General features: G+C 58.4%; 27 protein-coding genes. 17 read left to right on the forward strand and 10 right to left on the reverse strand.

Features of this window, described 5'->3' with window-relative positions:
- Positions 1-66 precede the first annotated feature (66 nt).
- Both KVG87_RS02045 and rarD read left to right on the forward strand, forming a co-directional pair.
- Positions 67-1,377 carry an MFS transporter gene (locus KVG87_RS02045; RefSeq protein WP_071172590.1) on the forward strand — a complete coding sequence of 437 codons (1,311 nt, stop codon included), beginning with the start codon at positions 67-69 and terminating at the stop codon, positions 1,375-1,377.
- Between the two features lie 286 nt (positions 1,378-1,663).
- Entirely contained in the window at positions 1,664-2,545 is an 882-nt protein-coding gene (rarD, locus tag KVG87_RS02050) for an EamA family transporter RarD (protein WP_122506800.1), read from the forward strand.
- Positions 2,546-2,718: 173 nt separating this feature from the next.
- Here the strand turns inward: rarD and hppD are convergent, their stop codons facing one another.
- Positions 2,719-3,795, reverse strand: coding sequence for a 4-hydroxyphenylpyruvate dioxygenase (hppD, locus tag KVG87_RS02055; RefSeq protein WP_016774910.1), 1,077 nt, complete (start codon positions 3,793-3,795; stop codon positions 2,719-2,721).
- A 350-nt stretch (positions 3,796-4,145) separates the two neighbouring features.
- On the opposite strand from hppD, the gene KVG87_RS02060 reads away from it, so the two are divergent.
- Positions 4,146-5,681: an EAL domain-containing protein gene (locus KVG87_RS02060; protein ID WP_076562666.1), complete on the forward strand. Its 1,536-nt coding sequence runs from the start codon at positions 4,146-4,148 to the stop codon at positions 5,679-5,681.
- Between the two features lie 227 nt (positions 5,682-5,908).
- Positions 5,909-6,274 carry a histone-like nucleoid-structuring protein, MvaT/MvaU family gene (locus tag KVG87_RS02065; protein ID WP_041480175.1) on the forward strand — a complete coding sequence of 122 codons (366 nt, stop codon included), beginning with the start codon at positions 5,909-5,911 and terminating at the stop codon, positions 6,272-6,274.
- Between the two features lie 215 nt (positions 6,275-6,489).
- Here KVG87_RS02065 and KVG87_RS02070 read toward each other — a convergent pair whose 3' ends face one another.
- Positions 6,490-7,008, reverse strand: a complete 519-nt coding sequence (locus tag KVG87_RS02070) for a DUF4946 domain-containing protein (RefSeq protein ID WP_217848961.1) — start codon at positions 7,006-7,008, stop codon at positions 6,490-6,492.
- Positions 7,009-7,145: 137 nt separating this feature from the next.
- Here KVG87_RS02070 and gloA point away from each other — a divergent pair, with 137 nt between their 5' ends.
- Positions 7,146-7,667: a lactoylglutathione lyase gene (gene gloA, locus KVG87_RS02075; protein ID WP_039762746.1), complete on the forward strand. Its 522-nt coding sequence runs from the start codon at positions 7,146-7,148 to the stop codon at positions 7,665-7,667.
- 176 nt (positions 7,668-7,843) lie between these two features.
- Here the strand turns inward: gloA and ahpF are convergent, their stop codons facing one another.
- The 3 genes from ahpF to KVG87_RS02090 all read right to left on the reverse strand — a co-directional run bounded on the left by ahpF (position 7,844) and on the right by KVG87_RS02090 (position 11,170).
- A complete protein-coding gene (gene ahpF / locus KVG87_RS02080) occupies positions 7,844-9,406 on the reverse strand; it encodes an alkyl hydroperoxide reductase subunit F (protein ID WP_217848962.1) in 1,563 nt (520 codons plus the stop codon).
- A gap of 124 nt (positions 9,407-9,530) precedes the next feature.
- Positions 9,531-10,094 (reverse strand): alkyl hydroperoxide reductase subunit C, encoded by a 564-nt coding sequence (ahpC, locus tag KVG87_RS02085; RefSeq protein WP_217848963.1) that lies wholly within the window; start codon positions 10,092-10,094, stop codon positions 9,531-9,533.
- A gap of 137 nt (positions 10,095-10,231) precedes the next feature.
- A complete protein-coding gene (locus tag KVG87_RS02090; RefSeq protein WP_217848964.1) occupies positions 10,232-11,170 on the reverse strand; it encodes a site-specific integrase in 939 nt (312 codons plus the stop codon).
- Positions 11,171-11,346: 176 nt separating this feature from the next.
- On the opposite strand from KVG87_RS02090, the gene KVG87_RS02095 reads away from it, so the two are divergent.
- Positions 11,347-12,363, forward strand: a complete 1,017-nt coding sequence (locus tag KVG87_RS02095; protein ID WP_217848965.1) for a DNA-binding protein — start codon at positions 11,347-11,349, stop codon at positions 12,361-12,363.
- Here the strand turns inward: KVG87_RS02095 and gorA are convergent.
- The gene (gene gorA, locus KVG87_RS02100) at positions 12,360-13,718 is read right to left on the reverse strand and encodes a glutathione-disulfide reductase (protein WP_217848966.1); all 1,359 of its coding nucleotides are present in this window, start codon (positions 13,716-13,718) and stop codon (positions 12,360-12,362) included. The two genes, KVG87_RS02095 and gorA, sit on opposite strands and share 4 nt — an antisense overlap.
- Positions 13,719-13,847: 129 nt before the next feature.
- Positions 13,848-14,687, reverse strand: a complete 840-nt coding sequence (gene galU / locus KVG87_RS02105; protein ID WP_024013124.1) for a UTP--glucose-1-phosphate uridylyltransferase GalU — start codon at positions 14,685-14,687, stop codon at positions 13,848-13,850.
- Positions 14,688-14,945: 258 nt separating this feature from the next.
- On the opposite strand from galU, the gene KVG87_RS02110 reads away from it, so the two are divergent.
- The gene (locus tag KVG87_RS02110) at positions 14,946-15,131 is read left to right on the forward strand and encodes a hypothetical protein (RefSeq protein ID WP_016774922.1); all 186 of its coding nucleotides are present in this window, start codon (positions 14,946-14,948) and stop codon (positions 15,129-15,131) included.
- A gap of 139 nt (positions 15,132-15,270) precedes the next feature.
- A complete protein-coding gene (locus tag KVG87_RS02115) occupies positions 15,271-15,558 on the forward strand; it encodes a hypothetical protein (RefSeq protein ID WP_016774923.1) in 288 nt (95 codons plus the stop codon).
- A gap of 3 nt (positions 15,559-15,561) precedes the next feature.
- Here KVG87_RS02115 and KVG87_RS02120 read toward each other — a convergent pair whose 3' ends face one another.
- Positions 15,562-15,792, reverse strand: a complete 231-nt coding sequence (locus tag KVG87_RS02120) for a hypothetical protein (protein WP_016774924.1) — start codon at positions 15,790-15,792, stop codon at positions 15,562-15,564.
- Between the two features lie 72 nt (positions 15,793-15,864).
- Positions 15,865-16,221, reverse strand: coding sequence for a hypothetical protein (locus tag KVG87_RS02125; protein WP_016774925.1), 357 nt, complete (start codon positions 16,219-16,221; stop codon positions 15,865-15,867).
- A 211-nt stretch (positions 16,222-16,432) separates the two neighbouring features.
- On the opposite strand from KVG87_RS02125, the gene KVG87_RS02130 reads away from it, so the two are divergent.
- The 4 genes from KVG87_RS02130 (at position 16,433) to ada (ending at position 18,755) form a co-directional block, all read left to right on the forward strand.
- Positions 16,433-16,735 (forward strand): DUF1883 domain-containing protein, encoded by a 303-nt coding sequence (locus tag KVG87_RS02130; protein WP_007912251.1) that lies wholly within the window; start codon positions 16,433-16,435, stop codon positions 16,733-16,735.
- Between the two features lie 28 nt (positions 16,736-16,763).
- Positions 16,764-16,934 carry a hypothetical protein gene (locus KVG87_RS02135; protein ID WP_016774926.1) on the forward strand — a complete coding sequence of 57 codons (171 nt, stop codon included), beginning with the start codon at positions 16,764-16,766 and terminating at the stop codon, positions 16,932-16,934.
- Between the two features lie 7 nt (positions 16,935-16,941).
- Complete coding sequence (gene alkB / locus KVG87_RS02140; protein WP_217848967.1) at positions 16,942-17,613, forward strand: DNA oxidative demethylase AlkB; 672 nt, start codon at positions 16,942-16,944, stop codon at positions 17,611-17,613.
- A gap of 80 nt (positions 17,614-17,693) precedes the next feature.
- The gene (gene ada, locus KVG87_RS02145) at positions 17,694-18,755 is read left to right on the forward strand and encodes a bifunctional DNA-binding transcriptional regulator/O6-methylguanine-DNA methyltransferase Ada (RefSeq protein ID WP_217848968.1); all 1,062 of its coding nucleotides are present in this window, start codon (positions 17,694-17,696) and stop codon (positions 18,753-18,755) included.
- Here the strand turns inward: ada and acuI are convergent.
- Complete coding sequence (gene acuI, locus KVG87_RS02150; protein ID WP_217848969.1) at positions 18,745-19,728, reverse strand: acrylyl-CoA reductase (NADPH); 984 nt, start codon at positions 19,726-19,728, stop codon at positions 18,745-18,747. The two genes, ada and acuI, sit on opposite strands and share 11 nt — an antisense overlap.
- Positions 19,729-19,934: 206 nt before the next feature.
- On the opposite strand from acuI, the gene KVG87_RS02155 reads away from it, so the two are divergent.
- The 5 genes from KVG87_RS02155 (at position 19,935) to KVG87_RS02175 (ending at position 24,773) form a co-directional block, all read left to right on the forward strand.
- Positions 19,935-20,999, forward strand: coding sequence for an NAD(P)H-dependent flavin oxidoreductase (locus KVG87_RS02155; protein ID WP_217848970.1), 1,065 nt, complete (start codon positions 19,935-19,937; stop codon positions 20,997-20,999).
- A gap of 133 nt (positions 21,000-21,132) precedes the next feature.
- Positions 21,133-21,900, forward strand: coding sequence for a molybdate ABC transporter substrate-binding protein (gene modA, locus KVG87_RS02160; RefSeq protein ID WP_217848971.1), 768 nt, complete (start codon positions 21,133-21,135; stop codon positions 21,898-21,900).
- Entirely contained in the window at positions 21,901-22,581 is a 681-nt protein-coding gene (modB, locus tag KVG87_RS02165; protein ID WP_217848972.1) for a molybdate ABC transporter permease subunit, read from the forward strand.
- A 3-nt stretch (positions 22,582-22,584) separates the two neighbouring features.
- Positions 22,585-23,664 (forward strand): molybdenum ABC transporter ATP-binding protein, encoded by a 1,080-nt coding sequence (modC, locus tag KVG87_RS02170; RefSeq protein ID WP_217848973.1) that lies wholly within the window; start codon positions 22,585-22,587, stop codon positions 23,662-23,664.
- A gap of 71 nt (positions 23,665-23,735) precedes the next feature.
- Positions 23,736-24,773 (forward strand): DNA topoisomerase IB, encoded by a 1,038-nt coding sequence (locus tag KVG87_RS02175; RefSeq protein WP_217848974.1) that lies wholly within the window; start codon positions 23,736-23,738, stop codon positions 24,771-24,773.
- Positions 24,774-24,894: the final 121 nt, after the last annotated feature.

Raw genomic sequence — 24,894 nt, forward strand, 5'->3', positions numbered from 1 at the left:
GAGACTCTCAGGGCGATCAACGTTACCCTTTGCATCGCAAAAAATCATAATAAAGAGAGAGCCGCTATGTCGCAGAGCGCCGCAGCTACCCAGACCATCGACGACGGTAAAAACGCCGTCTACAAACGCATCACCCTGCGTTTGATTCCCTTCATTTTCATCTGCTATCTGTTCAACTACCTCGACCGGGTCAACGTTGGCTTCGCCAAACTGCAGATGCTCGACGCACTGAAATTCAGCGAAACGGTGTACGGCCTCGGCGCCGGCATCTTCTTCATCGGTTACGTGCTGTGCGGCGTGCCGAGCAACCTGGCACTGACCCGCTTCGGTCCACGGCGCTGGATTGCCCTGATGATGATCACCTGGGGCACGCTGTCGACCTGCCTGTTGTTCGTCACTACCCCGACCGAGTTCTACGCCCTGCGCTTTTTCACCGGTGCCGCTGAAGCCGGCTTCTTCCCTGGCGTCGTGCTGTACCTCTCGCAGTGGTTTCCGACCTTTCGTCGCGGGCGGATCATGGCGCTGTTCATGTCGGCGATCCCCGTGTCCGGCCTGCTCGGCAGCCCTTTTTCCGGCTGGATCCTCAACCACTTCGCCGCCGGCCAGGGTGGCCTGGCCGGTTGGCAGTGGATGTTCCTGCTGCAAGGCATTCCGACGGTGATCCTCGGCGCACTGGCGTATTTCCTGTTGAGCGACAGCTTCGCCAACGCCAAATGGCTGACCGCCCACGAGCGTTCGGTGCTCGAAGCCGACCACGCCGAAGACCTCGCCAACAAACCGAAAACCGCCACCGACTCACTGCTTGCGGTGTTCAAGAATCCTGCGATCTGGGCCTTCGGCCTGATCTATTTCTGCATCCAGAGCGGCGTGTACGCGATCAACTTCTGGCTGCCGTCGATCATCAAGAACCTCGGCTTCAGCGACAACCTGGTGATCGGCTGGCTGAGTGCGATTCCGTATCTGCTCGCGGCAGTGTTCATGCTGGTCGTCGGCCGCTCGGCGGATTTGCGCAAGGAGCGCCGCTGGCACTTGGTGGTGCCGATGCTGATGGGCGCTGTCGGGCTGGTGATCGCGGTGAATTTCGCGGCCAATCCGGCGATTGCGATTCTCGGCCTGACCATAGCGACCATGGGCGCACTGACCGGTCTGCCGATGTTCTGGCCGGTGCCGACCGCCATGCTGAGCGCAGGCGCGGCGGCTGGTGGGCTGGCGCTGATCAACTCGATGGGGCAGATGGCCGGGTTCCTCAGCCCGTACCTGGTGGGTTGGGTCAAGGACAGCACTGGTTCGACGGATGCAGCGTTGTATGTGCTGGCGGCGGTGATCGTTGGCGGGAGTCTGCTGGCGTTGCGGATGACGCGGACGTTGCGGGCTTAATCAGAAGCGCAGATCAAAAGATCGCAGCCTTCGGCAGCTACTGTGGAATGCGTTCCCTGTAGGAACTGCCGAAGGTTGCGATCTTTTTGCGTTTAAGCGATGCAATCATGCATAGCGCCAGTCGACGCAACATCTATGCTGAATCTGCCGGCCTCTTCACGAGCAGGCTCGCTCCCACAGGATTTGTGGCTCCTGAATGTGGGAAATAATGAGCACCCGCTCAATATTCAGCACAAAAACCACGTATCCTGCGCGCCCCGTTCAACCAACAAGCCGCGAGGACAGTTTGTCTAAAGGTATCGCTCTATCGGTTTCAGCCTCCGTGCTGTTTGCCGTCATGTATTACTACACGTCGCTGCTGACCCCTCTGAGCGGTGTGGAGATCTTCGGCTGGCGCATGCTCCTGACCGTGCCGTGCATGACCGTGTTCATGCTGGTTTCCGGGGAATGGCGGCGGGTGCTGGAGCTGTTCCGATTGATCGCAGCCAGGCCGAAGCTGATTGCCGGGCTGCTGGTTTCTTCCGCCCTGCTCGGGGTTCAGCTGTGGCTGTTCATGTGGGCACCGCTCAATGACTACAGCCTGGATGTATCGCTGGGCTATTTCCTCTTGCCACTGGCAATGGTGCTCACCGGCCGGATTGCCTATGGCGAGAGCCTGTCTTACCTGCAGAAAATCGCCGTATTTTTCGCCAGCCTCGGCGTGTTGAACGAGTTGTATCAGGTGGGTGGTTTTTCCTGGGCGACGCTGGTGGTCGTGGTCGGTTATCCGCTGTACTTCGTACTGCGCAAATACCTGAAAACCGACAACCTCGGTGGCCTGTGGGTCGACATGACCCTGATGCTGCCAGTCGCCTACTGGTTTGTGCAGGGCGGTGAACAGGGCCTAGCCGTGTTCGATCAATATCCGGGGCTGATGTGGCTGATTCCACTGCTCGGCCTGATCAGTGCGTCTGCGCTGGTGGTGTATATCATCGCCAGCCGCTTGCTGCCGTTCAGTCTGTTTGGGTTGTTGAGTTATGTCGAACCGGTGTTGTTGCTCGCGGTGGCGTTGTTGCTGGGAGAGAGCATCAAGTCAGGCGAGTGGCTGACTTACATCCCGATCTGGCTGGCGGTTGTGGTGCTGGTGTTCGAGGGCTTCAAACACTTGACGCGCCAACGCCGCTCTTGAATGCAACACAAGACAAATGTGGGAGCGAGCCTGCTCGCGAAGTCGTCAGACCAGTCAACATGACTGTTGAATGAAAGTCTGCATTCGCGAGCAGGCTCGCTCCCGCAGGTTTTGTATGAAGCAAAAAAATCCCGGCCCTGCATTTCTGCAGGCCGGGATTTTTTCATTTCAGATTACTCGGTGGTCAACACACCACGACGCACCTGGTCACGCTCGATCGATTCGAACAGAGCCTTGAAGTTGCCCTCGCCGAAACCGTCGTCGCCCTTGCGCTGGATGAATTCGAAGAACACCGGCCCCATCAGGGTTTCCGAGAAAATCTGCAGCAGCAGACGCTTGTCGCCCTGCTCCGATGCACCATCGAGCAGGATGCCGCGTGATTGCAGCTGATCGACCGGCTCGCCGTGATTCGGCAGGCGACCTTCGAGCATTTCGTAGTAGGTATCCGGCGGCGCGGTCATGAAGCGCATGCCGATTTTCTTCAGTTGATCCCAGGTCTTGATCAGGTCGTCGGTGAGGAACGCGACGTGCTGGATACCCTCACCGTTGAACTGCATCAGGAACTCTTCGATCTGCCCGGCGCCCTTGGACGACTCTTCGTTGAGCGGGATGCGGATCATGCCATCCGGTGCGGTCATGGCTTTCGAGGTCAGGCCGGTGTACTCGCCTTTGATGTCGAAGTAACGGATTTCACGGAAGTTGAACAGCTTCTCGTAGAAGTTCGCCCAATAGGCCATGCGACCGCGATAAACGTTGTGGGTCAGGTGGTCGATGATCTTCAGGCCAGCGCCAACCGGGTTGCGATCAACACCTTCGATGAACACGAAGTCGATGTCGTAGATCGAGCTGCCTTCGCCGAAACGGTCGATCAGGTACAGCGGCGCGCCGCCAATGCCTTTGATTGCCGGCAGGTTCAGTTCCATCGGACCAGTCTCGATGTGAATCGGCTGGGCGCCGAGCTCCAGCGCGCGCGAGTAGGCTTTCTGCGAATCCTTCACGCGAAACGCCATGCCGCAAACGGACGGGCCGTGTTCGGCGGCGAAGTACGAGGCGACGCTGTTGGGTTCGTTATTGAGGATCAGGTTGATTGCGCCCTGACGATACAGGTGCACGTTCTTGGAACGGTGGGTCGCGACTTTGGTGAAGCCCATGATCTCGAAGATCGGCTCCAGTGTGCCAGGAGTCGGCGCTGCGAACTCGATGAATTCAAAGCCCATCAGGCCCATTGGGTTTTCGTATAAATCTGCCATGGTGACGCCTCATCATTTCTTATCAATTAACCAGGGTTATTTGTCAGGAAAGTGATGTGGAGGGCGGCGCACAGGAGATGCCACGCACGCTGCGCGCGAGGAAGTCTCCGTAGATCAGTTGAAACCCGAATATCTTCATTGTCGACCCAAGGCTCTTGCGGGCGAGGCTTCTGCTGCCAGAAGACGATTATTATTGTATGCGTAAATCGATTCTACACAGCGTAACGGGACCTGTCTGCCCTCTGTATAAAATCCGCTTTTTTTCGTACGGCGCAAGAGCCATCTGCGATCTATTCTCCCTCTGGCTCAATTGTTTATCGGGTCGGATTTCTAGACCACAGGATGTGTCCATGCCGCTGACCCGTCGAACCCGCCGCAAACGCAGGACCCGCATCGTCGTGACTGTGCTCAGCGGTCTGCTGCCGATCGTACTGGGCAGTGGGATTCTTTATATGCAGGCAGAACGCACACTGCAGCAAAGTGCCGGGGAGACGGCCGAACAAGCGCTGCGACAGTTCGATCTGATGCTCGATAACACGGCAGAAGCCGCTCGGGTCCTGCTGCCGCTTGCCGGAAAAAATTGCGAAGAGGTGAAACTGGCCCTGCGCGAACAAGTGACCCGCCGCCCCTTCGTGCGCTCGACCAATCTGGTCTGGGACAACAATCTCTACTGCAGCTCACTCTTCGGGGCGTTCCAGGAAGCCGTCAATGCCGGGGACTATCATCAAGGCAAACTGTGGTTGATGAACGGCAATCCGGTGACGCCCGATACGGCATTGTTGATCTACCGCCTCAGCGACGGTCGTGGCGGCGCGCTGACCACGCTTGATGGTTATCACCTGAGCAACATCCTGCGCCTGATCGGCCGCCAGACATTACTGATGTTGCAAGTGGGCCATAACTGGCTGTCCGCCGACGGCAAAGTTCATCAGGGATCACTGCCTGCCCCGCCGGTCGCGCACAGCCTGCTGGAATCCAAGCGTTACGGTTTCAAAGTGTCGGCGGGTTTCCCCCAGGGCGAAGTCCGGCGTTACATGGCGGCTGAATATCCTCCGCTGTTCAGTCTGTTGATTTTCTTCGGAGCAATCTCCGGTGCCATTGGCCACTTCGTTCAGAAGCGATCGACCTCGCCCAGCCACGAAATGATGCGCGCACTTGAGGCCGGGGAATTCATTCCGTACTTCCAGCCCGTGGTTCACGGCGACAGCAAGCGATGGTCGGGTGCCGAAGTGCTGATGCGCTGGAATCACCCGAAAGAGGGCCTCGTACGCCCGGATCTGTTCATTCCATTTGCCGAGCATTCAGGCTTGATCGTGCCGATGACTCGCGCGCTGATGCAACAGACTGCCGCCCTGCTGGGACCGCATTCTGCGGCCTTCGCCAAACCTTTCCATATCGGCATCAACATCAGCGCCAGCCACTGCCAGGATCTGGAGCTGGTCGAAGATTGTCGGGACCTCTTGGCGGCGTTTGCGCCCGGCAGCGTCGAACTGGTACTGGAATTGACGGAGCGCGAACTGATCGAGCCGAACGACATCACGCTTCAGTTGTTTGAGCAATTGCACGCACTTGGAGTGAAAATCGCAATCGACGACTTTGGTACCGGACACTCGAGCCTTGGTTATCTGCGCACCTTCAACGTCGACTTTCTAAAGATCGATCAGAGCTTCGTGGCCATGATCGGCGTAGACGCGCTATCGAGGCATATTCTCGACTCCATCATTGAACTGTCGGCCAAACTGGACTTGGGCATTGTTGCCGAAGGTGTCGAAACTCAGGCCCAGGCTGATTACCTGACCGAGCATAACGTTAACTTTTTGCAGGGCTATTTGTACGGTAGACCGATGCCTGGCGCTGATTTCCTCGAAGCATTAACTCATCATTAAATCGCCGACACTGCCCGCCGAACAACCGCACCAAATTGATACAAAAAGTCATTGTTGTTACATGGCGACAACATCAGGATTTACTCTTGTCGCATTAACTACTACAATTTTTTCAACCTGAGCCAGACTGGCAGGTGAGCCAATTATCACCGAGTCGCTTCCAGGCTCTTGGCTTATAGCTTTGTTTGCGGTTGGTATCAGCCAAACACACTATTGGAGTAAAGATATTGTCCAGACTCGCTGAATTTCGCGCAGCTGAAAAGGCCCTTCAGGAACAGCTCAAACAGCTGGAATCGCTGAAGAACGATGCCGGGCTGAAGAAAGAAATCGAATTCGAAGAAAAGCTCCAGGGACTGATGAAAACCTACGGCAAAGGCCTGAAAGACATCATCGCCATCCTCGACCCGAACCCGGCGAAGTCTGGTCTGCAGGCCGCCCCAGCGCCGAAGACCCGCCGCGCCCGCGTCGTCAAGGTTTACCAGAACCCGCACACTGGCGAGCTGATCGAAACCAAGGGCGGCAATCATCGCGGCCTGAAAGCCTGGAAAGAACAGTACGGTGCGGCCACCGTGGATTCATGGTTGCGCGGTTAATCTGACGTCAACAAAAAGCCCTGCCTGATGCAGGGCTTTTTTATTGACAATATCTAACAAATGAAATGATTTTCATCGAACAAGTTGGAAATTTGTGTAACGCTTCTGAATCATCAGGCTAAACATTTTGCTGCGCGATGTTACCTCGAGCGCTTGATCAAACTATGTGCTTAATCCTTTCCGGTATTCGAACCGCTACGAGTTAGTACGGGCGTTTATAATTTCAGGCTATTGCGCGCCGCCTCTATCTCGTCCGCGCTTCCCTTATAAACGTCAGCCTGACCGGCATATGAAAGTACATAAGCCTTGTCTGTTTCCACGGCGGCCACCAGCGTTTGTGATAATACGTGCCGGCCGTTCTCGGTGATCGTGCAGGTCGTCTCCAACCCGGTCAATGATCCGAGCGCAGCCGGATGGATTCGGTTGCAGACGCTCTGATAACCACTGCGGAAGAAATCCTTCTGGATGGATTTGCGCATCTCCAGCAACACGCCTTGCAAATTGACCTGATGCCCCGCCTCCACTTGCGTCATGGTCAACTCCATCACCATCACCTGATTGCCGTCAGCATCGAGCTTCACCGCCCTTTGCCGCGAGACTGGCGGCGCGGTATCCGGCAACATTTCAACCTTCCAGCCCGCCGGCCAGGTGATGCTCGGTTCGGCCATGGCCGGGAAAACCACGGCCAATGACAAAGCAAAAAAAACAAACACGGATTTGAACAGTCGGATCATTGCCGGACGCACTCGTAGATAGAAGGCAAAGTCTGAGCCCCGCCCTCGCGCAGGGCAAGCCCGCCTTGCATTTGGCGATGCCGGCCGGCATGCGTATCATTGCGCCCATTCACTCGCCCATTGTTATTGGAGGGCCCATGAGCCTCAACGAACTGAACACTTTTCCCGGCGTGACCGCCACGCCAGACAGCGCAACCCGCAACTTCGTGTTCAACCACACCATGCTGCGCGTGAAGGACATCACCAAGTCGCTGGATTTCTACACCCGCGTCCTGGGTTTCTCGCTGGTCGAGAAGCGTGATTTTCCGGAAGCCGAATTCAGCCTGTACTTCCTTGCGCTGGTCGATAAAGCGCAGATCCCGGCCGATGCTGCCGCGCGTACCGAATGGATGAAATCGATTCCAGGCATTCTCGAATTGACCCACAACCACGGCACCGAAAACGATGCCGACTTCGCCTATCACAACGGCAACACCGACCCGCGTGGCTTTGGTCACATCTGCATTTCGGTGCCGGACATCGTCGCAGCGTGTGCACGCTTTGAAGAGCTGGGTTGCGATTTCCAGAAGCGCCTGACCGACGGCCGGATGAAGAGCCTGGCGTTCATCAAGGACCCGGATGGCTACTGGGTCGAGATCATTCAGCCTGCGCCGCTGTAACTGACGATATAAATCCATTGTGGGAGCGATCCTGCTCGCGAAGGCGGTATGTCATTCAACAATGATGTTGGCTGATTAGACGCTTTCGCGAGCAGGCTCGCTCCCACATTTGGATTTGTGCCAGGCACAAAAAAACCCATGATCGCTCATGGGTTTTTTCGTTTTCGACCTGGCAGTTACGCCGGGGCCGAAGTGCGAATCAAGTGATCGAACGCACTCAGCGAAGCCTTGGCGCCCTCGCCCACTGCGATCACGATCTGCTTGTACGGCACAGTCGTCACGTCGCCCGCTGCAAAGATCCCCGAGATCGAAGTCTCGCCACGGTTGTCGACAATGATCTCGCCACGCGGCGACAGCTCGATGGTGCCCTTCAGCCAATCGGTGTTCGGCAGCAGACCGATCTGCACGAAGATGCCTTCCAGCTCAACCGTGCGCAGCTCATCTGTAGTGCGATCCTTGTAACGCAGACCGTTGACCTTCTCACCATTGCCGGTGACTTCAGTGGTTTGCGCACTGGTGATCACCGTGACGTTCGGCAGGCTGTGCAGCTTGCGCTGCAACACAGCATCGGCGCGCAGTTGTACGTCGAATTCCAGCAGCGTTACGTGCGACACGATACCGGCCAGATCGATGGCCGCTTCAACGCCGGAGTTACCGCCGCCGATCACCGCTACGCGCTTGCCCTTGAACAGCGGCCCGTCGCAGTGCGGGCAGTACGCCACGCCTTTGTTGCGGTATTCCTGCTCGCCCGGGACGTTCATTTCGCGCCAGCGTGCGCCGGTCGCGAGGATCACGCTCTTGGCTTTCAGCGTTGCACCGCTGGCGAAGTGGACTTCATGCAGTTCGCCGTTCTTGCCCGGGATCAACTTGTCGGCACGTTGCAGGTTCATGATGTCGACGTCGTACTGCTTGACGTGTTCTTCCAGCGCCGTGGCCAGTTTCGGCCCTTCGGTTTCCTGCACGGAAATGAAGTTCTCGATGGCCATGGTGTCGAGCACCTGACCGCCGAAGCGCTCAGCCGCGACACCAGTGCGGATGCCTTTACGTGCGGCATAAATAGCCGCCGAAGCACCGGCCGGGCCACCGCCGACAACCAGCACGTCAAAGGCTTCCTTGGCGCTGATCTTCTCGGCCTGACGCTCAATCGCGCCGGTGTCGAGTTTGGCGAGGATTTCTTCCAGTCCCATGCGGCCTTGGCCGAAGTTTTCACCGTTGAGGTAGATGCTCGGCACAGCCATGATCTTGCGATCGTTGACTTCGTCCTGGAACAGCGCGCCGTCGATGGCGACGTGGCGGATGTTCGGGTTGAGCACGGCCATCAGGTTCAGCGCCTGGACGACGTCCGGGCAGTTCTGGCAAGACAGCGAGAAGTAAGTCTCGAAGCTGAACTCGCCTTTGAGCGAGCGAATCTGCTCGATGACTTCAACGCTGGCCTTCGACGGGTGGCCGCCGACTTGCAGCAGGGCCAACACCAGCGAGGTGAATTCGTGGCCCATTGGAATGCCGGCGAAGCGCAGGCTGATGTCGGCTCCAGGGCGATTGATCGAGAACGATGGTTTACGGGCATCGTCACCGCTGTCGATCAGGGTAATTAGGCTCGAAAGACTGGCAACGTCTTTCAGCAGGTCCAGCATTTCACGGGATTTCGCACCGTCGTCGAGGGATGCAACGATCTCGATCGGTTGGGTGACCCGTTCCAGGTACGATTTCAACTGGGCTTTAAGATTGGCGTCCAACATACGGGCGATTTCCTTTATTTGAGGCGAAAAAAAGCCCGAGCGAATCTCGCCCGGGCATTTTTATTGGGCGGTGCAGCTAACTTAAGAAGGTGCGGCGTGCCGCCCTGCGTTGCATGTCACAGACTTAGATCTTGCCGACCAGGTCCAGCGACGGAGCCAGAGTGGCCTCGCCTTCTTTCCACTTGGCCGGGCAAACTTCGCCTGGGTGTGCAGCGACGTACTGAGCAGCCTTGATCTTGCGCAGCAGCTCGGAAGCGTCACGGCCAACGCCGCCATCGTTCAGTTCAACGATTTTGATCTGGCCTTCAGGGTTGATCACGAAGGTGCCACGGTCAGCCAGACCAGTTTCTTCGATCAGCACGTCGAAGTTGCGGGAGATGACTTGGGTAGGGTCGCCGATCATGGTGTATTCGATTTTGCCGATGGCTGGCGAAGTGTTGTGCCAGGCAGCGTGAGCAAAGTGGGTGTCGGTCGAAACGCTGTAGATTTCCACGCCCAGCTTCTTGAACTCAGCGTAGTTGTCAGCCAAGTCTTCCAGCTCGGTTGGGCACACGAAGGTGAAGTCGGCTGGGTAGAAGAACACTACGGACCACTTGCCTTTCAAGTCAGCATCCGAGACTTGAACGAAGTCGCCGTTTTTGAACGCGGTAGCTTTGAACGGTTTTACTTGGCTGTTGATGATAGGCATCGATGACTCTCCGTCAGGGGTTATGAAGTTGATGGGTGAATCCTACCCACTCACTCGACGGAAGGCTCATTGGCAAACCTGATACTGTTGATTTGTTTTCGCTATTAGCTGACTGTATTAATAGAAGAAAACGATCTCTACGACTGATCCGGCTTATCCATAATCCGAGCCATTCCCTGGAATGGGCTGACCTCAACATAGCGCATGGCGGATTTCATGTCCTTCCAGCCAACGTAACTCATCAGTGATTTCAGATCCCAGCCGCTTTGATGCGCCCATGTGGCAAAGCCACGCCGCAGTGAATGGCTGGTGTAGTTGGCGGCGGCAATCCCGGCACGTTGCAGGGCCTGTCTCAACAGCGGAATGATGCTGTTGGCGTGCAAGCCCTCCTCGCTCAGATTGCCCCACCGATCAATGCTTCGGAAAACTGCGCCGCGCACCAGCGCGACTTCGGTGATCCAGTCGATATAAGCCTGCACCGGGCACAGCTTCAACAGCGCCGGGGCCTGATAAGTCTGTCCGAGGTTTTCCCGGTCGCCCTTGCTGCGCGGCAAATACAAAGTGATTCCTTTGCCAGCACTCGCCTGCACATGCTCGATCTGCAAGCGGCACAACTCGTCGCTGCGAAAGCCGCGCCAGAAGCCCAACAGAATCAGCGCGCGATCCCGATACGCCTTGAGCAAGGTCGGGCGATCCTGATCCTCGCGGGCGGTTTGCGCCTCCTGTTCCAACCAATCGATCACTCGTTGCAGATCCTGCAACTGCAACGGTTCGGCCTGCTTTTCCTGCGCCGGATGCAAAGCACGAATGCCCTTGAACACCTTGCGCACCACTGGCGCCTTGGTCGGATCGGCAAAGCCCTGACTGTTGTGCCACTGCGCCAGCGCGGACAGACGCAGCTTCAGAGTGTTGATCGACAGCACGCCAGCGTGCTCCACCAGATAGCGCGCAACGCTGTCGGCAGTAGCCGGGAGAAATCCGCCCCACGTCACCTCGAAGTGCTCGATGGCCATGCGATAGCTGCGGCGAGTGTTGTCGCGGGTGGCGGCTTGCAGATATCGATCGATGTCGCTCATGGCAGTTTTCTCGCTGGTGTACGGGTTCAGACATGCAGAGGCGCATTTTGCCCCCTGACATTGGGTAATACCAGTATATCCCGCCTGTTTTATTTCAAAGATTTACCTATATTTTCAGCATGGTACACTGCGTACTTTAGTGGCATGTACCACAGTACGTAAACGTAGGAGTTCACATGGCCCGTGGCGGCATTACCAAAGCACTGGTGCAAATCGCACGCACAGCGATCCTGGCTCGCGGCGAACACCCAAGCATCGATGCAGTACGCATTGAAATGGGCAACACCGGCTCGAAAACCACGATCCATCGCTATCTGAAAGAACTGGACGACGGTGCACAGCCGAATGAGGCGTCAGCAGAACCGATCGATGATGAGCTCACCGCCCTCGTCTCTCGCCTCGCCCAGCGCCTGAAAGAACAAGCACAGGAACCCATCGAGCAAGCCCGCGAACAGTTCGAGGAGCAACGCGAAGCACTGGAAACCGAGCTGAAACAGGTTCGCCAGGCGCTGGAAAAACTCGAGCACGACCACGACATTCAAGGCGCCGCACTGCAACGCGAATCCGAAGCGCTGAGCAACACCCGCTCGATGCTGCAAACCGAACAGACGCGCAACGCCGGCCTCAACCAGGCATTGGCCGACTTTGAATTGCGCTTGCAGGACAAGGACGAGCAGATCCGCTCACTGGAAGAAAAGCACCTGCACGCCCGCGATGCGCTGGAGCATTACCGTAACGCCACCAAGGAACAGCGCGAGCAGGAGCAGGCCCGCCACGAAGGGCAACTTCAGCAGATACAGGCAGAATTGCGTCAAGCCCAGCAGAGCGCATTGGTGCGTCAGGATGAGATCACACAATTGCACCGCGATAACGAACGCCTGCTCACCGAAAACCGTGGCACTCAGCGCGAGCTGAACCTGGTGCAGGATCAGCTCAAGCACAGCAATCAGCGTCAGGATCAGTTGCTCGAGCAGGCCACGCGCATGGACAGCGAGCGCACCCTTCTCCAGGAACGTCTGCGCGTGGCGACACTGGAAAGCCGAGCCCTCAAGCAGAGCGTCGACGAGCAGACGCAGCTCAATCAGTCACTGGAAAAGGAATTGCTCAAGGTTCAGGCAAGCCTTGAAGACAGCCAGCGTCTGGCGGCTACCGTTGCGGCAGCACCAGACTCAGCCAAAGCGAAGGATGCTTAAGCGCTGACCGGCGTACGCATGGTGACGAACTCTTCGGCGGCCGTCGGGTGCACCCCGATGGTGTCGTCGAAGTCGCGCTTGGTCGCGCCGGCCTTCAAGGCGATCGCCAGACCTTGCACGATCTCGCCAGCGTCCGGCCCGACCATGTGGCAGCCAAGTACCTTGTCGGTTTTGGCGTCGACCACCAGCTTCATCAGGGTTTTCTCCTGACAGTCAGTCAGGGTCAGCTTCATCGGCCGGAAGCGACTTTCGAAAATCACCACTTCGTGGCCACATTCGCGCGCTTCCTCTTCGCTCAAACCGACTGTGCCGATGTTCGGCAGGCTGAACACGGCGGTCGGAATCATCTTGTAGTCCACCGGACGGTATTGCTCCGGCTTGAACAGACGCCGCGCCACGGCCATACCTTCGGCCAGAGCGACCGGGGTCAGTTGCACGCGACCAATGACGTCGCCCAGCGCCAGAATCGACGGCTCGGTGGTTTGATACTGGTCGTCGACTTTGATAAAGCCCTTGTCGTCGAGCTGAACATCGGTGTTTTCCAGGCCGAGATTGTCCAGCATCGGACGCCGGCCGGTGGCGTAGAACACGCAGTCGGCTTCGAGCACGCGACCATCCTTGAGCGTCGCCTTCAGGCTGCCGTCGGCCTGTTTGTCGATGCGCGCGATGTCGGCATTGAATTGCAGATCGAGGCCGCGCTTGGTCAATTCTTCTTGCAGGTGCTTGCGCACCGACCCATCGAAACCACGCAGGAACAGATCGCCGCGATACAGCAGCGTGGTGTTGGCACCGAGGCCATGGAAAATCCCGGCGAACTCGACCGCGATATAACCGCCACCCACCACCAGCACACGCTTGGGCAACTCTTTCAGGAAGAACGCTTCGTTCGAACCGATCGCATGCTCATGCCCCGGAATTTCAGGGATCTGCGGCCAGCCGCCGGTGGCGATCAGAATGTTTTTCGCGGTGAAGCGCTCGCCATTAACCTCGACCTCGTGCGGCCCAACGATTTTCGCGTGCGCCTCGTGCAGGGTCACGCCGCTGTTGACCAGCAGATTGCGATAAATGCCGTTAAGGCGATTGATTTCACGGTCCTTGTTGGCGATCAGCGTGGCCCAGTCGAAGTTGGCTTCGCCCAGGTTCCAGCCGAAACCGGACGCCTGCTCGAAGTCCTCGGCAAAGTGCGCGCCGTAGACCAACAGCTTTTTCGGCACGCAGCCGACGTTGACGCACGTGCCGCCCAGGTAACGGCTTTCTGCCACCGCCACTTTCGCCCCGAAGCCTGCGGCAAACCGCGCAGCCCGCACACCGCCGGAACCGGCACCAATCACATAAAGGTCAAAATCGTAGGCCATTTCTATCTCCTCGGCAGGCCATCAGCATACCCGCAGCCATTCATTGGGCAAGCACTGCCATCCATATAAGGGCGGAAAATGAAAAAGCCACCCGAAGGTGGCTTTCTTTTGCAGACGAGGCGAAGACTATTAGTAAGCCTTGCCAGTCTTGTAGAAGTTTTCGAAGCAGAAGTTGGTCGCGTCGATGTAGCCTTCAGCACCACCGCAGTCGAAACGCTTGCCCTTGAACTTGTAGGCCATGACGCAGCCGTTCTGGGCCTGCTTCATCAGGGCGTCGGTGATCTGGATTTCGCCGCCCTTGCCTGGCTCGGTCTGTTCGATCAGGTCGAAGATGTCCGGGGTCAGGATGTAGCGACCGATGATCGCCAGGTTCGACGGCGCGTCTTCCGGCTTTGGCTTCTCGACCATGCTGTGCACGCGGTAGATGTCGTCGCGGATCATTTCGCCAGCGATGACACCGTACTTGTTGGTTTCCTGCGGATCGACTTCCTGGATCGCGACGATCGAGCAGCGGAACTGCTTGTACAGCTTGACCATCTGGGTCAGCACGCCGTCGCCATCGATGTTCACGCACAGGTCGTCCGCCAGGACCACGGCGAACGGTTCGTCACCGATCAGCGGGCGGCCAGTCAGGATCGCGTGGCCCAGACCTTTCATTTCGGTCTGACGGGTGTAGGAGAACGAGCACTCGTCCAACAGCTTGCGGATACCGACCAGGTACTTTTCCTTGTCGGTGCCCTTGATTTGGTTTTCCAGCTCGTAACTGATGTCGAAGTGGTCTTCCAGAGCACGCTTGCCACGGCCGGTGACGATGGAAATCTCAGTCAGGCCCGCGTCCAGTGCTTCTTCAACGCCGTACTGGATCAGTGGCTTGTTTACCACCGGCAGCATTTCTTTAGGCATGGCTTTGGTCGCTGGGAGGAAGCGAGTGCCGTAACCGGCTGCTGGAAACAAGCATTTCTTGATCATATAAGTCCTTGAAAAGGCTGTGTGTACGAGTTTCGGGGCAGTCTAATCAGGCGGCGTGCGCCTTACAATGCCCCGCGCTGGCTAACCGATGCCAACATAGAGAAATATTCGCGCGGATAGTTCCATCCGGGTATTTCAGCGGCGGAGTCAGCGTAGCTCAAGATCCGGGCAAACAGGATCACCATACGCTTATCAGCCCCCATTGCGAGCATTTGCCGCTATCATGGCGCCTTTGAACCAGCGAATGAGACAGACTAGATGGCTGCGGTAAAAATCATCAACGGGTATGTGATCGACAAGAAAGACGGCAAGTGGACGCTGACCACTACCAATGGCGAACACATCGCCGGGCCTTTCGACAGCGAGCAGATGGCGACAGATGTGGCCTCGGTGTTCACTGATACGCCTGCTTCTTCCAAGCGCCGAGGCAAAGATCAGGACTGATCCTTTTAGCACTCGCGCCAAGCCCTGCCAGCTGCAGGGCTTTTTTGTGCTTTGTTGGCAAACAAGTGGCCAATCGCTATAACCTTTTCATCGCGGCGCTGTCAGAGCAACCAGTCCCCCACTTGAAGACCTCGCAACCATGAACCTGAACAAACTGCAGCCGCTTTTCGCGGTATTGGTACTGAGCGGCTGTGCCACTTCGCAGCCCACCTATCTGAACAATGGCGAACAGGGTCTGAGCATCGACTGTTCCGGCGAAGCCAATTCATGGGCCATGTGCTACGAAAAGGCCGATGCCTCCTGCGCTGGCACCGGCTATCGCATCGTCGGCACTGATGGCACACCGGCGCCCAAGGAAGATGACAAAACCCTGGGCGTTGACGTTGGCAATTACAAGACCCGTAACGTCGTGGTCGTCTGCAAGTAAGCCTTACATGTGGATTTCGGCGAATTTGATCCCGAGGCCACGGACGACCTCGATCAGGTCGTCGAGCCGATTGAAGGACTCGACCTCGTCATTGTCATCCACCAAAAAGTAGCTGCGCCCTGCACTCTTCTTGAAAAACACGATCCATTCACCCGGATTCGCCGGGTTCTGGATGACATGAGTGGCAGAGATAAGGCCCTCTGCGTGGCGCTCCCGCACGTGCTCTCGCTTCATTGCGACTCCATAAATGACAATGCCGCCACAGCAGGACTGTGACGGCATCGGGTGGTGATGTTCGCTAGTCTATCAGCCGGAAATACAGGCGTTCGCAGCTTTCTGTACATCGCGAGGGCGAACCGGCACGTTGGACATGCGCTCATGCAGCTTGATGCTGCTGCCGCCGGCGCGATCTTCGATATCAAACACGGCTGCCGGGCCTGACGAAAGTTTGCCGGGAACGATGACTCGTACACCGTCCTTCTGCGGCTGGACTTGCAACGCACCACGACTGTCAGCGAGCTTGTCGGTCAGACACTGCGCATACTCCTGGGGCTTTTTGCCGGAGATCACGCTCATGGTTGGCAGCGTTTCATTGATTTCGGAAACATTTGCACAACCGGCCATCGCCAGAATCAACGGCACACACACCACACCCCACTTCATATAAATCCTCCGTTAAAGACCGTCCGACAGCACAAATGCCGCTTTTCTCCGGGGCCTTGTGCATTTAACCCGCCCGCCATGGCGAAGTTCTGTTCAAAATTTGTCAAAGCAACGCCCGACGGCCAGATAATAACCCGTGCGGGCTGATAAACTGCGCCCATCGACAAGCTATCGTTTTGATTTAGTAGAAAAAGCCCTTCTGGAGGCGCCCATGAAATTCATTCACCAGCGCGAGCACCTCAATGAAGACGACATCGTCGTCATTCAATGCTCGCAGATGTGCAACATCCGTTTGATGAACGACGCCAACTTCCGCAGCTTCAAAAACGGCGGCCGTCACACCTACCACGGCGGCGCGTTCGACACGTTCCCGGCACGCATCACCGCACCGAGCACCGGCTTCTGGAACATCACCATCGACACCGTCAACCGCCGCGCAATCAGCGTGACGCGCAAGCCGACGCTGACCCACTCGATCAAGATCATCCGTCGCTCCAGCACTAAACTGAGCTGAGACGCGCAGCCTATTCTGAAAGGGAAACATGACCGTGGCGCAAAAAACCAAATACGTGATCAAGTACAAACTGGACGGTGAACAGCGTTTCGAATTCGCCGAGCTGGAAACCGGCACTGACGAGGAAGCGAAAGCGGCGCTGAAGAAAATGCACGCTGACGAAGAGCTCAGTGACATCAAGGTCAGCAAAGCGCTGTAACCAACCTATGCAACCGACCACCTTAGACCTGTTCGCCGACAACGAACCCGTACAGCAGCCCCGCGCCGAGCAGATCGGCGAACAATCGTGGGTGCTGCGCGGGTTCGCCTTGCCGCAGGTCGAGCAACTGCTGACCGGGCTCGACGCCATTCTTGCCGCCGCCCCGCTACGCCACATGGTCACCCCCGGCGGTTTCAGCATGTCGGTCGGCACCAGCAGTTGCGGACAGCTGGGCTGGATCACTGATCGCAGCGGTTACCGTTATTCCAGCGTCGATCCACTCAGCGGCTTGCCGTGGCCGTCGATGCCGGCGGTGTTTGCCGAACTGGCACACCAAGCGGCTGAGCGCGCCGGTTTCCCGGGTTTTCAGGCCGACTCCTGCCTGATCAACCAATACGTCCCCGGCGCCAAAATGTCGCTGCATCAGGACAAAGACGAAAAAGGTTATGCCGCGCCCATCGTTTCGCTGTCGCTAGGTTTGCCGGCAATGTTTCTGTTCGGCGGTTTCGAACGCAGCGATAAAACCCGGCGCATTCCGCTGTTGCATGGCGACATGGTGGTCTGGGGCGGCGTGGACCGTCTGCGCTATCACGGCGTGCTGCCAATCAAACCTGGCCGTCACCCGCTCTTGGGCGAGCGGCGCATCAACATCACCTTCCGCGTTGCTGGCGATCAGTAAAAGTTTGACCGCAAGGCGCGGAGTGTTGCGGGTTACGATGCTGGTTAACCTGACTCAAACAGGTCAACGGATTCCCTCTCATGGACACGCTTTCGAAGACAATCAGCATTGAACACGATCCCCGCTGGGCCGCTGTGGTGGCGCGCGATCCGGGTGCGGACAGGCAATTTGTCTACGCGGTAAAAACCACTGGCATCTACTGCAGACCGAGCAGTCTTGCGCGCCTGCCGAAACCGCAGAACGTCGAGTTTTTCGACAGCGCCGAACTGGCCGAAGCTGCCGGGTATCGGCCAAGCAAACGCGCCAGCAAGGATCAGAGTGATGCGCAGCATGCAGCGATCGTGGCTGCAGCCTGTCGGCAGATCGAGACCTGTGAAACGCTGCCGGCGCTCAGCAGCCTCGCGGCCACCGCTGGCCTTAGCCCTTTTCATTTCCACCGGCTATTCAAAGCAGCGACCGGCCTGACGCCGAAGGCTTACGCCACGGCGCACCGCTCACGCAAGCTGCGTGCGCGCCTCGCGGACGGCGGCTCGGTGACCGATGCGCTGTATGACGCCGGATTCAACTCCAACAGCCGTTTTTACGAATCAGCCGATCAACTGCTGGGCATGAAGCCCACCGATTACCGCGCCGCCGGGCAGAACAACGACATTCGCTTTGCCGTTGGCCAATGCTCGCTGGGGGCGATTCTGGTGGCGCAAAGCGAACGTGGGATCTGCGCGATTCTGCTCGGCGACGATCCGCATCAACTGGTCTGCAACCTGCAGGATCAGTTTCGCAACGCCAACCTGATCGGCGCCGACAGCGAATTTGAACAGTTGATCGCCAGCGTCGTCGGCTTTGTCGAAGCGCCCGCGACGGGCCTGAACTTGCCGCTGGATATACGCGGCACAGCGTTTCAGGAGCGCGTCTGGCAGGCGCTGCGTGAGATCCCCGCAGGCCGCACCGCCAGTTATGCCGAAATCGCGCAACGCATCGGCGCGCCGACTTCGATGCGCGCCGTGGCCCAGGCTTGCGGGGCCAACCGCCTGGCGGTGGCGATTCCCTGCCATCGCGTGGTGCGCAGCGATGGCAACCTTTCCGGCTACCGCTGGGGCGTCGAGCGCAAGCGTCAGTTGCTTACGCGCGAACTCAACGATTGACGTCGACCACCACCCTGCCCCGCAGTTTCCCGGCGAGCAGTTTGGGCGCAGCCTCAAGGGCTTCGCTCAAACTGATTTCGTGACTGATCAATTGCAATAACGAGAAATCCAGATCCTTGGCCAGTCGGCCCCAGGCCTCGATACGGCGCGCCTTGGGCTGGGTCACGCTGTTGATTCCAGCCAGCGTCACGCCGCGCAGAATGAACGGCGCTACCGAGGCGGGAAAGTCCATACCTTGCGCCAACCCGCATGCCGCAACCACGCCTTCCGAACGTGTGCTGGCGCAAGCATTCGCCAGCGTGTGACTGCCGACCGAATCGACCACCGCCGCCCAGCGCTCTTTCGCCAACGGCTTGCCCGGTTCGGACAAGGTGGCTCGATCGATGATGTCGGCAGCACCCAATTGCTGCAGGTATTCATGCTCGGACACGCGGCCGGTGGAGGCCACCACGCGGTATCCCAACTTGCTGAGCAAGGCGATGGCAAAGCTGCCGACCCCGCCATTGGCGCCGGTGACCAGCACTTCGCCGTGATCCGGTGTCAGGCCATGGCGCTCCAGTGCAAGAATGCACAGCATTGCCGTGTAGCCTGCGGTGCCGATGGCCATGGCTTGCGCCGGGGTGAAAGCTTCGGGCAATGGAATAAGCCAGTCACCATTGAGCCGGGCCTTTTGCGCCAGTCCGCCCCAGTGGCTCTCACCGACGCCCCAACCGTTGAGCAGCACCCGATCGCCCGGCTTGAAATCGGCATGCGAACTCGACTCTACAGTCCCCGCCAGATCGATCCCCGGCACCATGGGAAACTTGCGTACCACCGGGCTGCTGCCGGTGATCGCCAGGCCGTCTTTGAAATTCAGGGTGCTGTACGCGACGTTCACGCTGACGTTGCCTTCGGGCAGTTGCTGCTCATCGATTTGCTGCAGATTGGCGCGATAACCGCTGTCGTCTTTGTCGATCAGAATGGCATTGAACATGACGGCCCCTCGAAAATAATGGGAAGAAAGCGTGCCCTGAAATAACACATCGCAACACATTGCCACACTCGACTTTCGCTAAGCCACCCACACCGACGCTGAAAAACTGCACGTAATGTTCAGAATTTCAGACTGGCGCCGCAGCCGGTTTTGCTGCTAAAACCGCTTGCCGTCCCTGCCCGTTTCATCGTTCGGAGAATTGCTTTATGAGCCAGTGGCCAGACACCCGTATCCTTGATCTTCTCGGTATCGAACTGCCGATCATCCAAGGCCCGATGGCCGGGGCGACCAACTCTTCGATGGTGACTGCCGTGTGCAATGCCGGCGGCCTCGGTTCGATGCCGGCAGCGATGCTGAGCATCGAGCAACTGCGCGAAGAACTGAAGACGATTCGCCAGCACACCACCAAGCCGTTCAACGTCAATTTTTTCTGCCATCAGCCACCGGCGCCTGATGAGCAGCGAGCCCGGGACTGGAAAAATCTGCTCGAACCTTACTACCGCGAACTCGGTGCCGATTTCGAGGCGCCGACACCGGTGTCCAACCGTGCTCCGTTCGACGAGGCCGCGTGTGCCGTGCTCGAAGAATTCCGCCCCGAAGTGGTGAGTTTTCATTTCGGGTTGCCGGAGAAAAATCTGCTTGATCGGGTCAAGGCAACCGGGGCGAAAATCCTTTCGTCTGCCACCACGGTCGAAGAAGCGATCTGGCTGGAGCAACACGGCTGCGATGCGATCATCGCCATGGGTTATGAGGCGGGCGGGCATCGCGGGATGTTTCTCAGCGATGATCTGAGCACCCAGGTCGGCACCTTTGCATTGGTGCCACAGGTGGTCGACGCGGTGAATGTGCCGGTGATTGCGGCTGGTGCGATCAGCGATGCCCGGGGTGTTGCGGCGGCGTTGATGCTCGGCGCCTCGGCGGTGCAAGTCGGCACGGCGTTTCTGTTTACCCCGGAGGCGAAGGTCAGCGCCTCGCACCACAAGGCCCTGCGCACCGCCAAGGAAAGCGAGACCGCCATCACCAACATTTTTACCGGACGCCCGGCACGGGGCATTGTCAATCGGGCGATGCGTGAACTCGGCCCGATGTCAGCGCAGGCGCCGGCCTTCCCGTTGGCTGGCGGTGCGCTGATGCCGCTGCGGGCCAAGGATGACGCCGACTTTGCCAACCTCTGGGCCGGACAGGCGCTTACGCTCGGCAAGGATATCGGCAGCGCTGAACTGACCCGGCAACTGGCCGAAGGCGCCTTGGCGAAACTCAACCGTCATTGAATTTACGCGGCGAGCGGATTTATTCCCTCGCCACTTGGCGGCGTATCGCTATATATTTCCGTATACAGCGATTGCGCCCGTGTATCGGCGTTATCCAAAGCAAAGCATTTACCGCCGATCACGGAGCCTTTACATGACACTTGCTGCCACACGCCTCGCCCCTGTCTGCCTCGCCTCATTCCTCGCAATGTTCAGTATGGGCGCCGCGCAAGCTGACGAAGTGCAAGTGGCGGTCGCCGCCAACTTCACCGCGCCAATCCAGGCCATCGCTGCCGACTTTGAAAAAGACACCGGCCACAAGCTGGTCGCCGCTTACGGCGCCACCGGCCAGTTCTACACCCAGATCAAGAATGGCGCACCGTTCCAAGTGTTTCTCGCTGCTGACGACGCGACCCCGGCAAAGCTTGAGCAGGAAGGCGAAACCGTCAAAGGTTCGCGCTTCACCTACGCCATCGGCACGCTAGCGCTGTGGTCAGCGAAAGAAGGCTACGTAGATGCGCAGGGCGAAATGTTGAAAACCAACCAATACCAACACCTTGCGATCGCCAATCCAAAAGCTGCGCCATACGGTCTCGCCGCCACCCAGGTGCTGGAAAAACTCCAGTTGAGCGAAGCCACGAAAAGCAAAATCGTCGAAGGCCAGAACATTACTCAGGCCTACCAGTTCGTCTCCACCGGTAACGCCGAACTGGGCTTTGTGGCGCTGTCGCAAATCTACAAGGACGGCAAAATCAGCAGTGGCTCGGCATGGATTGTTCCCGCCACCCTGCATGATCCGATCAAACAGGACGCGGTGATCTTGAACAAGGGCCGGGACAGCGCCGCTGCCAAGGCCCTGGTCGATTACCTCAAAGGGCCGAAAGCCGCTGCGGTGATCAAATCCTTCGGATATGAACTGTAAATGTCGCTGACCAGTGCCGACTTCGCCGCGATCTGGCTGACGCTGAAACTGGCGTCACTGACCACCGTGATCCTGCTGGTGATCGGCACACCGATCGCGTTATGGCTGTCGCGCACCTCATCGTGGTTGCGCGGCCCGATTGGCGCCATCGTCGCCCTGCCGCTGGTGCTGCCGCCGACGGTGATCGGCTTTTATCTGTTGCTGGCGCTGGGGCCGCACGGTTTTCTCGGCCAGTTCACTCAATGGCTGGGGCTGGGCACGCTGACGTTCAGTTTCACCGGGCTGGTCATCGGCTCGGTAACCTACTCCATGCCTTTCGTGGTGCAACCGCTGCAAAACGCATTCTCGGCGATCGGCACCCGCCCGCTGGAAGTCGCCGCGACGTTGCGCGCCAATCCTTGGGACACGTTCTTCAGCGTGATCCTGCCGCTGGCGCGCCCCGGTTTCATCACCGCAGCGATCCTTGGTTTTGCCCACACCGTGGGTGAGTTCGGCGTGGTGCTGATGATCGGCGGCAACATTCCCGACAAGACCCGCGTGGTATCGGTGCAGATTTACGACCACGTCGAAGCACTGGAATATGCCCAGGCGCACTGGCTGTCCGGGGCGATGCTGGTGTTCTCGTTTCTGGTGTTGCTGGCGCTGTATTCCAGCCGCAAAACCCGCGCAGGCTGGAGCTGATCGATGATTGATGTACGCCTGAAACGCACTTATCCGGGGTTCGAACTGGATGTTGATCTGCAAGTGCCGGGCCGGGGCGTCACTGCGCTGTTTGGCGATTCCGGCTCGGGCAAAACCACTTGCTTGCGCTGCATCGCCGGGCTGGAGCGCGCCGAGCAGGGTTTTGTGCAGATCAATGACGAGATCTGGCAGGACAGCGCCAACGGCATCTTCGTCCCGCCGCATAAACGTGCGCTTGGCTATGTGTTTCAGGAAGCCAGCCTGTTCCCGCATCTGTCGGTGCTGGCCAATCTGGAGTTTGGTCTCAAACGCATCGCCAAGTCGCAACGCCGGGTCGATATCAACCAAGCGACCGAACTGCTCGGCATCGGCCATTTGCTTGAGCGTCACCCGCAGCATCTGTCCGGCGGCGAGCGGCAGCGCGTCGGCATCGCCCGCGCCCTGCTGACCAGCCCGAGACTGTTGCTGATGGACGAACCACTGGCGGCTCTCGACAGCCGGCGCAAAAGCGAAATCTTGCCGTACCTGCAACGCCTGCATGACGAACTGGATATTCCGCTGCTGTACGTCAGCCATGCCCAGGATGAAGTCGCGCGCCTGGCCGATCATTTGGTATTGCTCCGTGATGGCAAAGCCCTCGCCAGCGGCCCGATCGGCGAGACCCTCGCACGCCTGGATCTGCCCTTGGCAATGGGTGATGACGCCGGGGTCATCATCGAAGGCCAGGTCAGCGCCTACGACGCCACCTATCAATTGCTCAGCCTGCAACTGCCAGCTACCGAAATGAACATTCGCGTCACCCATGCGCCGATGGCCGTGGGCCAGACTCTGCGCTGCAAAGTGCACGCCCGCGACATCAGCCTGGCGCTGAACAATGATGCAGCCAGCAGCATTCTCAATCGTCTGCCCGTTACCGTCATCAGCGAACAGGCCGCTGACAACAGTGCCCACGTGCTGATTCGCCTTGATGCCGGTGGCACGCCGCTTCTGGCGCGGATCACCCGCTTCTCGCGTGATCAACTGAGCGTGCATCCGGGCCAGCGGCTGTGGGCGCAGATCAAGGCGGTGGCGGTGCTCGCGTAAAACATTCGGCACGACGGCCAGCGCCTGCGGTCAATCAGTTACAGACTGCCGTATGACCGAAGGAAACCGCCATGCCCGATACCGTGCTGACAGATGCCCTGCCCGCCGATCTGCATTACGTCGATGACACTCAGCCTGGTATCACCCGGAAAAAACTGCGCGGCAAGTTCGTCTATTTCGAACCGTCGGGCCAGCGCATCACCGACCCGGAGGAAATCAAACGCATCAATGCCCTCGCGGTGCCGCCGGCTTACACCGATGTGTGGATCTGCGCCGACCCGTGCGGTCATCTGCAAGCCACCGGCCGCGATGCGCGCGGACGCAAGCAATACCGTTATCACGCGCGCTGGCGCGAAGTGCGCGACGCCGACAAATACTCGCGCCTTCGCGAATTCGGCCTGGCACTGCCCAAACTGCGGCGCCAGCTTGAGGCGCTGCTCGACGCCCCGGGCTTCAGCCGCGACAAGGTCATGGCCACGGTCATCACCTTGCTCGACGCCACGCTGATCCGCGTCGGCAATACGCAATATGCGCGGGACAATCGCTCTTACGGTTTGACCACGTTGCGCAGTCGGCATGTCGAGGTCAACGGCAGCGCGATCCTGTTCCAGTTCCGTGGCAAGAGCGGCATCGAGCACCAGATCACCGTCAAGGATCGGCGTCTGGCGCGAATCATCAAGCGCTGCCTGGAGATTCCCGGGCAAAACCTGTTTCAGTACCTTGATGAACACGGCGAACGGCACACTGTCACCTCCTCCGACGTCAACGCCTATCTGCAAAAGCTCACCGGCGCTGAATTCACCGCCAAGGATTACCGCACCTGGGCGGGCAGCGCATTGGCTTTGGCAGTGCTGCGCGAGCTGCAGCATGAGTCGGAAACCGAAGCCAAGCGCCATGTGGTCGAAGCGGTGAAGAACGTCGCCAAACAGCTGGGCAACACGCCAGCGGTGTGTCGCAAATGCTACATCCACCCTGCCGTGCTCGAACATTTCATGCTCGGCGCCCTTGCCGAACTGCCCCGCCCGCGAGTGCGCAAAGGCCTGCGCGCCGAGGAAGTAGCCTTGGCGATGTTTCTCGAGCGGATGTGTGAGGTGAGCGAGGCGTCTTGAGTCGCACAACTCCCCTGTAGGAGTGAGCCTGCTCGCGATAGCGGCCTTTGAGTTGATGAAGATGTCAACTGACCCACCGCTATCGCGAGCAGGCTCACTCCTACAAGATTTGCCGATGAGC

The sequence above is a fragment of the Pseudomonas siliginis genome, assembly GCF_019145195.1.
Lineage (GTDB): Bacteria > Pseudomonadota > Gammaproteobacteria > Pseudomonadales > Pseudomonadaceae > Aquipseudomonas > Aquipseudomonas siliginis.